Genomic DNA, 13,142 nt, shown 5'->3' with positions numbered 1-13,142 from the left:
CGCAATCGTCGCCAGCGCGTCAGCGTCATCCTGCGTCGGACACGCCACCCGCACGATCTGGCAACCCGACGCGGTCAACTCCGCGATCTGCTGCAGCGTCGCCCCGATATCGGACGTACGCGTCGTCGTCATCGACTGCACCGACACCGGTGCGTCCCCGCCGACGGCGACCGTACCGACCTGGATCTTGCGGCTGACGCGGCGGTCGGCGAGCTTGGTCGGTACGGACGGGATTCCGAGAGAAACGGCAGTCATCTGGCGTGCATCCCCAAGGTGTGGATCAAGGTCCCGAGATCGGCGGGCTCCAGGCTTCGAGATTACGGCACCCCACAGGGCCCGAGCACATCCCGCCCCCAAGTCCACCCAATGGTGGGCGGCCGGACACATAGAGTGCCCGGCCGCCGCAAACTTCACGTGATCAGGAGATTCTGACCGGGTTAACGACGTCCGCGATCAGGACGAGGATCGTGAAGCAGATGAAGATTCCGGCCACCACATAGGCGACGGGCATCAGCTTCGCGACATCGAAGGGGCCCGGGTCGGGCCGCTTCAGGAGCTTGGCCGACTTGCGCCGCACCGACTCCCACAGCGCTCCCGCGATGTGCCCGCCGTCCAGTGGCAGCAGCGGGAGCATGTTGAACAGGAACAGGGAGAGGTTGAAGCCCGCCACCAGGAACAGCATCATCGCGATCTGGTTCTCCGGCGGGATGTCAAGCGTGAAGACCTCGCCGCCCACGCGGGCCGCGCCGACGACACCCATCGGGGAGTCCTGCTTGCGGTCGCCGTCTCCGAAGGCCGCGTCCCACAGGTCGGGGATCTTGGACGGCAGCGCGATGAGCGACTCGACGCCGTTCTCCATCATGTCGCCCATGCGGCTCACGGAGTCGCCGAAGCCCTGCTGGACGACGCCGGTGGCGGGGGTGAAGCCGAGGAAGCCCGCGGAGACGTACTTGCCCTCCACATAGCCGCCCTCACCGTCGGTCTTGCTGACCTGGTTCTTGATGAGGTTGGCGTGCAGGTCGACCTGCTTGCCGTCGCGCTCGACCGTGATGGTGGCCGGGCCGATCGTCTCGCGGATCTTGCCCTGGAGCGCGGACCAGTCGTCGATGGGCTGCCCCTGGAAGCCGACGATCTTGTCGCCGAGCTTCAGGCCCGCCGCCTTGGCGGGCGCGACCGTGTCGCCCTTCTCGCACTTCGTGCGGTTCTCGCTCTGCTGGATGACGCAGTCGGACACCTTGCCGACCGTCGTCGTCTGCGTGCTGATGCCGAAGGTCATCATCACGCCGAGGAAGATCACCACGGCCAGGATCAGGTTCATGAACGGACCGGCGAACATCACGATCACGCGCTTCCACGGCTTGCGCGTGTAGAAGAGCCGCGTCTCGTCGCCGGGCTTGAGCTCCTCGAAGGCGGCCGACCGCGCGTCCTCGATCATGCCGCGCCAGGGAGACGTCGAGCGTGCCTCCATACGCCCGTCCGGTCCTGGCGGGAACATGCCGATCATGCGGATGTACCCACCGAGGGGGATGGCCTTGATGCCGTACTCGGTGTCGCCCTTCTTGCGCGAGAAGATCGTCGGGCCGAAGCCGACCATGTACTGCGGCACGCGGATGCCGAACAGCTTGGCGGTCGACAGGTGACCCAGCTCGTGCCAGGCGATCGAGAACAGCAGCCCGACCGCGAAGACGACTATGCCGAGGATCATCATCAAGGTCGTCATGCGCGAGCCTCCGCGGTCGCCTTCGCCGTCAGTTCACGGGCCCGGGCGCGCGCCCAGGTCTCCGCCTCGAGGACGTCCGCGACGGTCAGGGAAGTTCCCGCAGACGGTGTGCCGTGTTCGGCGACGACCTTCGTGACAGTTTCCATGATTCCGTTGAAGGGCAGGGCGCCGTTCAAGAACGCGTCCACGCACTCCTCGTTTGCGGCATTGAACACCGCCGGGGCCGTGCCCGCGAGCTTCCCCACATGCCGGGCGAGCCCGACCGAGGGGAAGGCGTCGTTGTCGAGAGGGAAGAACTCCCAGCTCGACGCCTTCGTCCAGTCGAAGGCGGGCGCCGCGTCCGGCACGCGCTCGGGCCAGCCGATGCCGATGGCGATCGGGCCACGCATGTCGGGCGGCGTGGCCTGGGCCAGCGTCGATCCGTCGGTGAACTCGACCATGGAGTGCACGTAGGACTGCGGGTGGACGACGACCTCGATGCGTTCGAAGGGGATGTCGTAGAGGAGGTGGGCCTCGATGACTTCCAGGCCCTTGTTGACGAGCGTCGCGGAGTTGACCGTGATGACCGGGCCCATGGCCCAGGTGGGGTGCGCGAGCGCGTCCTGTGGCGTGACGTTCGCCAGATCGGCTTTGGTCCGTCCGCGGAACGGGCCGCCGGACGCCGTGACGACCAGCTTGCGCACATCGGCGCGGGTGCCCGATGCGAGTGCCTGGAAGAGCGCGGCGTGTTCGGAGTCGACGGGGATGATCTGCCCCGGCTTCGCGAGCGCCTTCACCAGGGGGCCGCCGACGATCAGCGACTCCTTGTTGGCGAGCGCGAGGGTACGCCCCGCTTCGAGCGCCGCGAGGGTGGGCGCGAGCCCGATGGATCCTGTGATGCCGTTCAGGACGGTGTGGCACGCGGACCCGGCGAGCTGCGTGGCCGCCTCGGGCCCGGCGAGGATCTCGGGCAGCGGCTCGTCGCCGTACTGCCCCTTGAGCGCCTCGCGCAGCGCCGGTACGACGTCCTCGCGGGCCACGGCCACGGTCCGCACCCGCAGCAGCCTCGCCTGCTCGGCGAGCAGTCCGACGCGGCCGCCGGCGGCGGAGAGCGCCGTGACGCGGAAGCGACGGGGGTTGCGCAGGACGAGATCGATGGCCTGGGTGCCGATCGACCCGGTCGAGCCGAGGATGACGATGTCCCGCGGACCGTCCGTGTCGACTGGGTCGAAGACGAGATGCGGGTCGGCGAGGGGGGCTGGGCTATCGCTCATCCCCCCATTCTTGCCTGGGCAGCGGCGTGAGGAGACACTGCGCCCCGATCCGGTCGGTGAAAATCGCGTTCCGGGGCGTTGCCGTGGGAGAAAACGCCGTGTTCCGGGGCGTTCCCGCGGGAGGAGACGCCCCGGAAAGCCGTCAGCGGATCGGCCGGTGCACGTTCTCCCGTGTGCTCGGGCCCGGTGTCGCGTCAGCGATCCAGGGGCCTTCGCCGCTGGGGTCGACGACGCCCGACTCCAGCCAGGTGTACATGCCGTTCAGGACTCCCTTGACCACCTTGCGGTCGATGTCGTCCGTGTTGGTCCACAGGCGGTCGAAGAGCTCTTCGACGCGGATGCGGGACTGGCGGCAGAACGTGTCGGCCAGTTGGTAGGCCTCGCGGCCGTGGTCCTCCGTCGTCCGCAGGAGCTCGGCCCGCACGCATGCCGCGCTCATCGCGAAGAGTTCGGCGCCGATGTCGACCACGCGCCCCAGGAAGCCCTGCTTGGTCTCCATCTTTCCCTGCCAGCGCGACATCGCGTAGAAGGTCGAGCGGGCCAGCCTGCGGGCATTGCGTTCCACGTAGCGCAGGTGCGGGGAGAGGTCCGTGTGGCCACTGGGGTGGAACTCTGCGTACGAGCGCGGGAGTTGGCCCGGACCCGTGACCAGTTTCGGCAGCCAGCGGGCGTAGAAGCCGCCTGCCTTCGCGCCCGCCTTCGCCTTGTCGGTCAGGGACTTGTCCGGGTCGATCAGGTCGCCCGCCACCTTCAGGTGGGCGTCCACCGCCTCGCGGGCGATCAGCAGGTGCATGATCTCCGTCGAGCCCTCGAAGATGCGGTTGATGCGCAGGTCGCGCAGGACCTGTTCCGCCGGTACCGCGCGTTCGCCGCGGGCGGCGAGGGACTCCGCGGTCTCGAAGCCGCGGCCGCCGCGGATCTGCACCAGCTCGTCCGCCATCAGACAGCCCATCTCGGAGCCGTACAGCTTGGCGAGCGCCGCCTCGATGCGGATGTCGTTGCGGTCCTCGTCGGCCATCTGGGACGACAGGTCGAGTACGGCTTCCAGGGCGAAGGTCGTCGCCGCGATGAAGGAGATCTTCGCGCCGACCGCCTCGTGCAGCGCGACCGGCTTGCCCCACTGCTCCCGCGCGCCCGACCACTCACGGGCGATCTTCAGGCACCACTTGCCGGCGCCGACGCACATCGCGGGCAGCGAGAGGCGGCCGGTGTTGAGGGTCGTCAGGGCGATCTTCAGGCCCGCGCCCTCCGGGCCGATGCGGTGCGCGGCCGGTACGCGGACCTGGTGGAAGCGGGTCACGCCGTTCTCCAGGCCGCGCAGGCCCATGAAGGCGTTGCGGTTCTCGACGGTGATGCCCTCCGCCGAAGCCTCCACCACGAAGGCCGTGATGCCGCCCTTGTGGCCATCGGACTTCGGTACGCGCGCCATGACGACCAGGAGATCCGCGACGACGCCGTTCGTGGTCCAGAGCTTCACGCCGTCCAGGACGTACGAGTCGCCGTCCGGCACCGCCATGGTGGCAAGGCGCGCGGGGTCGGAGCCGACGTCCGGCTCGGTCAGGAGGAACGCGCTGATGTCGGTGCGGGCGCAGCGCGGCAGGAACTCGTCCTTCTGCTCCTGGGTGCCGAACTGCTTGAGCGGCTGCGGTACGCCGATCGACTGGTGGGCGGAGAGCAGCGCGCCGATCGACGGGTTCGCGGAGCCGACGAGGGCCAGGGCCTTGTTGTAGTAGACCTGCGTGAGGCCGAGCCCGCCGTACTTGGTGTCGATCTTCATGCCGAGCGCGCCGAGCTCCTTGAGCCCGTTGATCACCTCGTCGGGGATCTTCGCCTCGCGCTCGATGCGCGCCGAGTCGATCTTCGTCTCGCAGAAGTCGCGGAGCTTGGCGAGGAACTCCTCGCCGCGCCGGGCGTCCTCGTCGGCGGGCATGGGATGCGGGTGGATCAGGTCGAGCCGGAAGCGGCCGAGGAAGAGTTCCTTGGCGAAGCTGGGCTTGCGCCAGTCCTGTTCACGGGCGGCCTCGGCGACCTGCCGGGCCTCGCGTTCGCTGACGGACGCCCCGGAAGGGGGTGTGGGTTGTGCGGGCATTGAGGAGCTCACCTCGCCGCGGAGTGGGGCCGATCGGCTCCGAATGACCCGATCTTGACCCGGTCGGTTACTGACTGGTGCTACTCGATCGTATGGATCGTATGTACCCGATCCGCCCTGAGCCCACCAGTCCTCGCGCAGCGTTCGGCGCAGCGCGGTCTGCCACCCGTCTCGCGCACGAGAACGGCCGGAGCCCCCGCACAGTGGGCTCCGGCCGTCCGGTTCGTGGTCCTACGGTGACCGCCTTACAGGGCGAGGCCCGTCAGGACCATGACGCGCTCGTAGGTGTAGTCGTCCATCGCGAAGCGGACGCCCTCGCGGCCCACGCCGGACTGCTTGACGCCGCCGTACGGCATCTGGTCGGCGCGGTAGGAGGGGGCGTCGCCGATGACCACGCCGCCGACCTCCAGGTCGCGGTGGGCGCGGAAGGCGGTCTGCAGGTCGTGCGTGAAGACGCCCGCCTGGAGGCCGTACTTGGAGTCGTTGACGGCGGCGAACGCCTCCGCCTCGCCGTCCACCTTCTTGATGGTGAGGACCGGTCCGAAGACCTCCTCGCAGGCGATGGTCACATCGGCCGGTACGTCGGCGAGCACGGTCGGCGCGTACGAGGCGCCGTCGCGCTTGCCGCCCGCGAGCAGCTGGGCGCCCGCCTGGACGGCCTCGTCGACCCAGGACTCCACACGCTTGGCGGCGTCCTCGCTGACGAGCGGACCGACATCGGTCTTCGGGTCGGACGGGTCGCCGGTGACCTGGCCCTCGATGGCCTTGAGCACGCGCGGCACGAGCCGGTCGTACACGGAGGCGTCGGCGATGACGCGCTGCACCGAGATGCAGGACTGGCCGCCCTGGTAGTTGGAGAACGTCGCGATGCGCGAGGCCGCCCAGTCCAGGTCCTCGTCGGAGGAGAAGTCGGACAGGACGACGGCGGCGCCGTTTCCACCGAGCTCCAGGGTGCAGTGCTTGCGCGGCACCGAGTCCAGGATCGCGTAGCCGACCGCCTCCGAGCCCGTGAAGGAGATGACGGGAAGGCGCTCGTCCTGCACGAGGGCGGGCATCTTCTCGTTCGCGACCGGAAGGACCGACCAGGACCCGGCGGGCAGCTCGGTCTCGGCGAGCAGCTCGCCGATGAGGAGGCCGGAGAGCGGGGTCGCGGGCGCCGGCTTGAGGATGATCGGCGTGCCGGACGCGATGGCCGGGGCGATCTTGTGGGCGCAGAGGTTCAGCGGGAAGTTGAACGGCGCGATGCCCAGGACGACACCCTTGGAGAAGCGTCGGGTGAAGGCGAGACGCCCCTGGCCACCGGCGTCCGTGTCGAGGCGCTGGGCCTCTCCGCCGTTGAACCGGCGGGCTTCCTCCGCGGCGAAGCGGAAGACGGAGACGGCACGGCCGACCTCGCCACGGGCCCACTTGATCGGCTTGCCGTTCTCGGCGGAGATGAGCTGGGCGATCTCTTCCGTCCGCTCGACGAGCCTGCGGCTCACGTGGTCGAGGGCGGCGGCCCGCACGTGCGCCGGCGTCGCGGAGAACTCGTCGCGCACGGCGTACGCGGCGGCGACGGCCTCCTCGACCTGGGCGTCGGTCGGGACGGCCGCCTTGCCGACGATCCGCCCGTCCCAGGGCGAAGTGACGTCGAGGGTGGTCTCACCGGTGGTCTGGCGACCGGCGAGCCAGAAGGCGTGGATGGAAGTCATGTCGATTCCCGGCCCTTCCGCGAAGGTGTGTCTTGGGGGGTACGTCCCCCACCGTAGGGGCGGTATGGGCGCGGGACGTTTGTCCGACTCGGAGTACTGCTCTCCGGGGCCACGCCTCTTTGGCAGGGGAACAATTCCGCCAGAGTCAGGCCGTACCGCTCGACAGTCAGTCCGTAACACTCGGCAGTCAGTCCGTGCCGCTCGACGTCGCCTTCAACGACAGCCACAGCTCCATCCGGACGTCCGGGTCGTCCAGGGAGCGGCCCAGGATCTCCTCGACCCTGCGCATGCGGTAGCGCAGCGTGTGGCGGTGGACGCCGAGGTCGGCGGCAGCCGCGTCCCACTGGCCGTGGCGCGAGAGCCAGGCGCGCAGGGAGGCGATCAGGTCGCCGCGGCCGGTGGCGTCGTGCTCGTACAGGGCGCGCAGCAGACCGTCGGCGAAGGCGCGCACGGCGTCGTCGGCGAGCAGCGGCAGAACCGATCCCGCCGCGAGGTCCTCGTGCTCGACCATGGCCCGGCCCCTGCGCCGGGCGATGGACAGCGCCTGGTCGGCCTGCTTGTACGCGGTGGCGGCCGCGATCGGTCCCGCGGGTGCGGAGAGGCCGAGGAGGAGAGCGGCCCCGTCGCCCACGCCGGTCTCGGGCGCCTCGGAGTGCGCTGCTTCCAGCGTCCGCGCGTACGCGACACAGGCCGCCGCGCCCGCGCCACCGTCCACGACGAGCAGCACGAGGCGCTCGCCGTAGGGGACGACGAGGAGTGCCTCGCCGGCGCGCGCCGCGGCCGACTCGACGGCGTCGGTGAGCTCGGCGAAGGGGTCGGCCTCCTCGGGGGCCGCGGAGCCCGGTACTTCCGCCACCACCAGACGGAACGGCGCGTCCAGCAGGCTGCCGTACAACTCCCCCGCCACCGTGCGGGCGTGGTCCGGCTCCCCGGCGAGCAGCATCCGGAGCACCGCGGAACCGACGCGGGCCTCGGCGGCCTGCAGCGAGCGGTTCCGCTCCGTGGTGAGGGTCAGCAGCGCTATGGCCGAGTGCAGCGCGTACCGCTCCGCGGTGCCGAGGGTGGATGCCGTGCCGACGGCGAGGGCGGCGCGGGGCCGCCGTCCCGTACCGATCGAGTGCAGCTCCACCCGGTCCTCCGTGCCCGCGACGACGGCGCTGGCGGGCGCGGCACGCTCGCGCAGGCGCTCCACGTCGGAGGTGAGCCTCGCGGCCCTGCGGGACGCCCACTCGGGCGCCGTGGCGACGACGGCGCCGGACGCGTCGTACAGCGCTGCCCAGCCGTCCACCTGTCCGGCGAGCGCGCCGAGCAGCCCCTCGGGGCCGTCGCTCAGCGCCTGCTTGGTCAGCTCTCGCTGGGCCGCGAAGCCCGCTGTCACGGCGCGGTACTGGTCGGCGGCGATGGCCGCGGACACGGCCTTGCTGATGGCGAGGAAGGGGGTGCGGCGCGGCACTTCGAGGAGCGGGAGCCCCTCGTCCGCGGCGGCCGCCACCAGCGCGTCCGGGATGTCCTTGTAATGCACCCCGACCGCGAACCCGAGCCCGACGACACCCGCCGCCGCGAGCCGCTTCACATAGCGGCGCATGGCTTCGGGATCCTCCGCGTCCAACTTGAGCGCGGTGATCAAAAGGAGCTCGCCGCCCTCCATGTAGGGCACGGGGTCGGTGAGCTCACTGGCATGCGCCCAGCGCACGGGCGCGTCCAGATGGTCCTCACCCGCGCGCACGGTGAGCTTGAGTGCGGAGTGGTGGACGAGGGAGGCGAGCGTGGGCGGCATGGGACCTTCAGGTCTGGTCAGCAGGTCAGGGCGGCAGGTCTGGCAGCGACGTTCGAGGCACGCGCCCCGGTCGGCCATTGAATCCCGGACGAGATGTGGATCTTTTGGCCGGTACGTATGAACGACCTGTGCCGATTCTGCCTCACCGTACGGTACGTAGGGGACCGAATACCCCGTATGTGCGTCCCTACCGGTGGCCCGCCGACTATCCCCGCAGATCCACCAGCAGCGGTGGCGCGTGCTCACCCCGTACGTCCGTCAGGGAGAGCACGGCGTGACCGGGTGGCAGGGAGTGGGCGAGGTCGGACGCGGACCAGCGTTCGCGCTCGACCTTGCGCACGGTGACGGCGTCGGTCGTGACCGCCTTGCCGGTGACGAGCTTGCGCAGCGAGTGCAGCGCTCGCGTCATGGGCTGATCGGCGAAGACGGTGTGCTGGGCGACTTCCTTGGTCTCGATCCACTCGGTGCCCCAGGCCTCGGTGAAGCGGCGCCCGTCCCAGGTCGTCACGCCGGAGAAGGCCATCCGGCAGCCGACCGCCGCGTAGAGCGGCCCCTGGAGCGGCTCCGGCACCTCGCCGATGGTGCGCAGGCCGAGCACGACGCCGGCGTTCAGCGACCGCAGCCGCTGGATGGCGCGCACGCTCTCGGTGGTGAGGGTGCGCGCGGCGTCGTCCAGGATCAGGCAGGTGAAGTGCGGCCGCCGGGCACGGCCGCGCACGACGTACGCGAACTGGGCGAGCAGCAGCCGGGCGAGGAGCCTGGACGCCTCCTCGTGGCCGTGCTCCGGCAGGTCCACCCGGACCCTGAGCGGGTGGTGGACGACGGCGCGCATCGAGAAGGGGTGTCCGTCGCCGCCGGGGTCGAAGAAGTCGGCGAAGGCGGGCCGGTCGAGCAGACCGAGCCGGTCGGCCAGGGCGGGGCCCGGGTCGTTGGGGGTGCCGGACTGCCGGATACGGGCGTCCAGTTCGCGGCGCATGGCGGTGTGTTCGCCCGCGGCGAGGCCTGTCTGGAGGTCGGCGAGGCCCGTGGGGTCCCCTTCGAGCAGTTCGCGAAGGACGGGAACGGAGGGGAAGCGTCCGTGGAGGAGGCGGTAGGGGCCGAGGAGTTGGGCGAGGGTGGTGGCGGCACGCCGCGTGTCGACGGCTTCGAGGTCGCCGATCAGACCTTCGGCGAGGAAGGCCGCGGCCTCGTCCGCGTCGGCGCAGTCCGCGTACAGGTCGAGGTCGTGCACGGACGCCGGATCGCCCGGCTTGACCACGACGTCGTACGCGTCGTCGGTGCCGAGCGCGGCGCCCACGGCGACGACGGCGCACTGCCCGGTGAGGGCGCCCAGGGCGAGCGACTCGGCCACCGGGCGCATGAGCCGTCCGGTCTTGCCCGCGCCTGAGGGGCCCACCGCGAGCAGCGAGGTGCCGAGCACGGCGGGGTCGAGGGCGGCCTCGGCGTTGCGTACGGCGTAGGGGTTGCGGTCGTCCTTCGCGTACCGGCCGATCCTGACCTGGCCGACGAGCAGGTCGTGGACGGCGGTGCGAGCGGGCAGGTCGCGCTGGCCGGAGGGGTGGGCCCAGGCGGCGCAGCCGTGCCGGGCGACAGTGTCCACGAAGGTGGCGAGCGCTCCCGGGTCGGGGGCCGCCGTGCGCCAGGCGTGGTCCACGCGGGCGCAGTCGACGTCGTTCATGCGTCCGCTGACCAGCTCGGCGGAGAGCAGGTCTGCGGCCTTGTTCTGGCCCGCCGCGCGCAGTTCGGGCCAGTGGGCGCGCGCGGGGGCGCCGGCGGGGCGCGGAGGGGTGACGCGCGGCCGGGCCGCCGCGGCCTTGCGGTCGCGGACCGCCTCCCACCACCCGCCGATCCGGGCGAAGGGCCACAGCACCGCGAGGGTGATCAGGACGTACAGGACATCGGTGAGCACGCGCGATTCGAAGACTTCGTAGCCGCCCGCGACGAGCGCGATCAGAGAGAAGACGGGGTCGGCGACCGGCAGCGGCCGCGCGTCGAGCCCGAGGGCGCTCGGCCAGACGTAGACCAGGGCCGCCACCGCCCCTACCGAGGCGAGCACGGCGCGGGACGGCTGGGGACGCCGGGTCACGAAGTGCCGGATCGCGTCGGGCCATGCACCGAGCCGTCCGACGGTGTACACCACCGCGCCGAAGACCACACCGTCGTAGACGACCCGGGCGTCCTCGGCCTGCCGCTCCTTTGGCTGGGCGCTGCCGCCCCACCACCACTCGCCCGGCGTGAACAGCTTCAGGGGGGCCCACTGATAGGGGATGCTGCCTTGCCGCCACAGCGACCAGAACAGCAGACCGAGCACGGTGGAGATCGCCATCCCGACGATCAGGCGCCGATCAGCGCCTTCGGTCGCGGCCTCGGGCTCGGGGGGCCGGTAGCCGTAGCGCCAGATGCCCGGCGCCGTCTCGGGCCGCGGCGCGGCGAACCAGTCGGCGACGGACGAGGCGCTGTCGCCGCCCGGTGCCCGGCGGGGCATCGGTGGCGCCGCGGGGACGGCGGGCGCCGCCGGACGCGGCACCGGTGTGGCGTGCGTGCCGCGAGCGTCGTGCGTGCCTTCGGAGTCCATGGCCCTTGCCCCCTGACCTGCCGGTCTGTCGGTTCAGCCGTCAATCTAGTGCCCCCACAGGGGTAGTTCACCGGATACGCGGCCGGGACCTGCGGCAATAGCGCGGTGCGGGGCCGGTGAACCGGGTGGGACACGGCTTCCTTGCTCCGCACTCCGATCCACCGCCCTCGGTCGCTATGTCCACCACGGACAAACCGCCACACCCAACAACTCCCCCGTGGAGCATGCCCGCGTCCGCCCTGCGCCCCTAACCTGCGAAAGAAAGAGCATCGAAAGCAAGCATCGAGCGTCCGCCTCGCCCCACCCCCAGGAGCACCCCATGACCGCACTTCCGCAGGAGCGCCGCGTCGTCACCGCCATTCCCGGGCCGAAGTCCCAGGAGCTGCAGGCCCGCCGTACCGCCACGGTCGCCGGCGGCGTGGGTTCCGTGCTGCCTGTCTTCGCGGCGCGCGCGGGTGGCGGCATCATCGAGGACGTCGACGGCAACCGCTTCATCGACTTCGGCTCCGGCATCGCCGTGACGTCGGTGGGCGCCAGCGCCGAGGCCGTCGTACGCCGTGCGACCGCGCAGCTCGCCGACTTCACCCACACCTGCTTCATGGTCACGCCGTACGAGGGGTACGTCGCCGTCGCCGAGCAGCTCGCGGAGCTGACGCCGGGTGACCACGAGAAGAAGTCCGCGCTCTTCAACTCCGGCGCCGAGGCCGTCGAGAACGCCGTCAAGATCGCCCGTGCGCACACCAAGCGCCAGGCCGTCGTCGTCTTCGACCACGGCTACCACGGCCGTACGAACCTCACGATGGCGCTGACCAGCAAGAACATGCCGTACAAGAACGGCTTCGGGCCGTTCGCGCCCGAGGTCTACCGCGTCCCGGTCGCGTACGGCTACCGCTGGCCGACGGGCGAGGAGAACGCCGGACCCGAGGCCGCCAAGCAGGCCATCGACCAGATCAGCAAGCAGGTCGGCGCGGAGAACGTGGCCGCGATCATCATCGAGCCGGTGCTCGGCGAGGGCGGCTTCATCGAGCCCGCGAAGGGCTTCCTGCCCGCGATCGTGGAGTTCGCCCATGACAACGGCATCGTCTTCGTCGCGGACGAGATCCAGTCCGGCTTCTGCCGTACGGGGCAGTGGTTCGCGTGTGAGGACGAGGGCATCGTCCCCGACCTGATCACGACGGCCAAGGGCATCGCGGGCGGCCTGCCGCTCGCCGCCGTCACGGGCCGCGCCGAGATCATGGACGCCGCGCACTCCGGCGGCCTCGGCGGCACCTACGGCGGTAACCCGGTGGCCTGCGCCGGTGCGCTCGGGTCCATCGAGACCATGAAGGAGCTCGACCTCAACGGCAAGGCGAAGGCCATCGAGGCGACGATGAAGGCCCGCCTGAACGCCATCGCGGAGAAGTACGACATCGTCGGCGACGTCCGCGGCCGTGGCGCGATGATCGCCATCGAGCTGGTCAAGGACCGCGCCACGAAGGAGCCGAACCCCGAGGCGACGGCCGCGCTGGCCAAGGCCTGCCACGCGGAGGGGCTGCTCGTCCTCACCTGCGGCACGTACGGCAACGTCCTGCGCTTCCTGCCGCCGCTGGTCATCGGCGACGACCTCCTGAACGAGGGCCTGGACATCATCGAGGCCGCGTTCGCGCGCGTCTGATCACATCCGAGCAGTAGCGCTCACGGGAGCCGGGATCACCCCAAAGGGGGAAGATCCCGGCTCCGTATGTATCCGCACATGCCCTGACGTGTGTGTACAGCGGGCGGTGGCAGGCCCGTGACCTGGGGTGACCGTCAGGGCCTGTGAAGAACGTGTGCGGGACCCATGCCGGGTTGCCGTTCCGCCTGTCGGCCCGACACCACCTGACGTACGGTTTCTGCAGATGAGAGAAACACCCCGCCCACAGGGGACTGTGGGCGACACCGGGACGGAGCCTCCCCAGCCCCGTCCTGGTCGTGCCCTCGCGCACACACCCGGAGCTTCTGGCTTCGGAACTCCTCACCGATCGGATGGCCGCCCGCCCCAAACCCCCCGGGGCGCGC

Annotated in this window: 8 protein-coding genes; 1 reads left to right on the top strand and 7 read right to left on the bottom strand. The window is 70.8% G+C overall.

From position 1 onward, the window contains the following. From ACZ5WE_RS27610 to ACZ5WE_RS27580, 7 genes are all read right to left on the bottom strand, one after another. Positions 1-255 (bottom strand): flavodoxin-dependent (E)-4-hydroxy-3-methylbut-2-enyl-diphosphate synthase (locus ACZ5WE_RS27610; RefSeq protein ID WP_467692834.1); only part of this gene is annotated, 255 nt, incomplete at its 3' end. A gap of 163 nt (positions 256-418) precedes the next feature. Continuing rightward, positions 419-1,720 carry a M50 family metallopeptidase gene (locus ACZ5WE_RS27605; protein ID WP_467692836.1) on the bottom strand — a complete coding sequence of 434 codons (1,302 nt, stop codon included), beginning with the start codon at positions 1,718-1,720 and terminating at the stop codon, positions 419-421. Continuing rightward, positions 1,717-2,973 (bottom strand): 1-deoxy-D-xylulose-5-phosphate reductoisomerase, encoded by a 1,257-nt coding sequence (gene dxr / locus ACZ5WE_RS27600; RefSeq protein ID WP_467692837.1) that lies wholly within the window; start codon positions 2,971-2,973, stop codon positions 1,717-1,719. Before dxr ends, ACZ5WE_RS27605 begins: the two co-directional genes overlap by 4 nt. Before the next feature lie 142 nt (positions 2,974-3,115). Further along, positions 3,116-5,062, bottom strand: coding sequence for an acyl-CoA dehydrogenase family protein (locus ACZ5WE_RS27595; RefSeq protein ID WP_467692838.1), 1,947 nt, complete (start codon positions 5,060-5,062; stop codon positions 3,116-3,118). A gap of 245 nt (positions 5,063-5,307) precedes the next feature. Then, a complete protein-coding gene (locus ACZ5WE_RS27590; RefSeq protein WP_467692840.1) occupies positions 5,308-6,753 on the bottom strand; it encodes an aldehyde dehydrogenase family protein in 1,446 nt (481 codons plus the stop codon). A gap of 187 nt (positions 6,754-6,940) precedes the next feature. After that, on the bottom strand, positions 6,941-8,530 hold the full coding sequence (locus ACZ5WE_RS27585) for a PucR family transcriptional regulator (RefSeq protein ID WP_467692842.1): 1,590 nt from the start codon (positions 8,528-8,530) through the stop codon (positions 6,941-6,943). 205 nt (positions 8,531-8,735) lie between these two features. Next, on the bottom strand, positions 8,736-11,105 hold the full coding sequence (locus tag ACZ5WE_RS27580) for an ATP/GTP-binding protein (RefSeq protein WP_467692844.1): 2,370 nt from the start codon (positions 11,103-11,105) through the stop codon (positions 8,736-8,738). A gap of 319 nt (positions 11,106-11,424) precedes the next feature. Here ACZ5WE_RS27580 and gabT point away from each other — a divergent pair, with 319 nt between their 5' ends. Beyond that, on the top strand, positions 11,425-12,759 hold the full coding sequence (gene gabT, locus ACZ5WE_RS27575) for a 4-aminobutyrate--2-oxoglutarate transaminase (protein ID WP_467692846.1): 1,335 nt from the start codon (positions 11,425-11,427) through the stop codon (positions 12,757-12,759). The last annotated feature ends 383 nt before the right edge of the window (positions 12,760-13,142 follow it).

This window comes from Streptomyces sp. NPDC033180, from assembly GCF_055577645.1.
The sequence above is the reverse complement of the archived record's forward strand: the minus strand, read 5'-3'. Positions and strand labels throughout refer to the sequence as shown.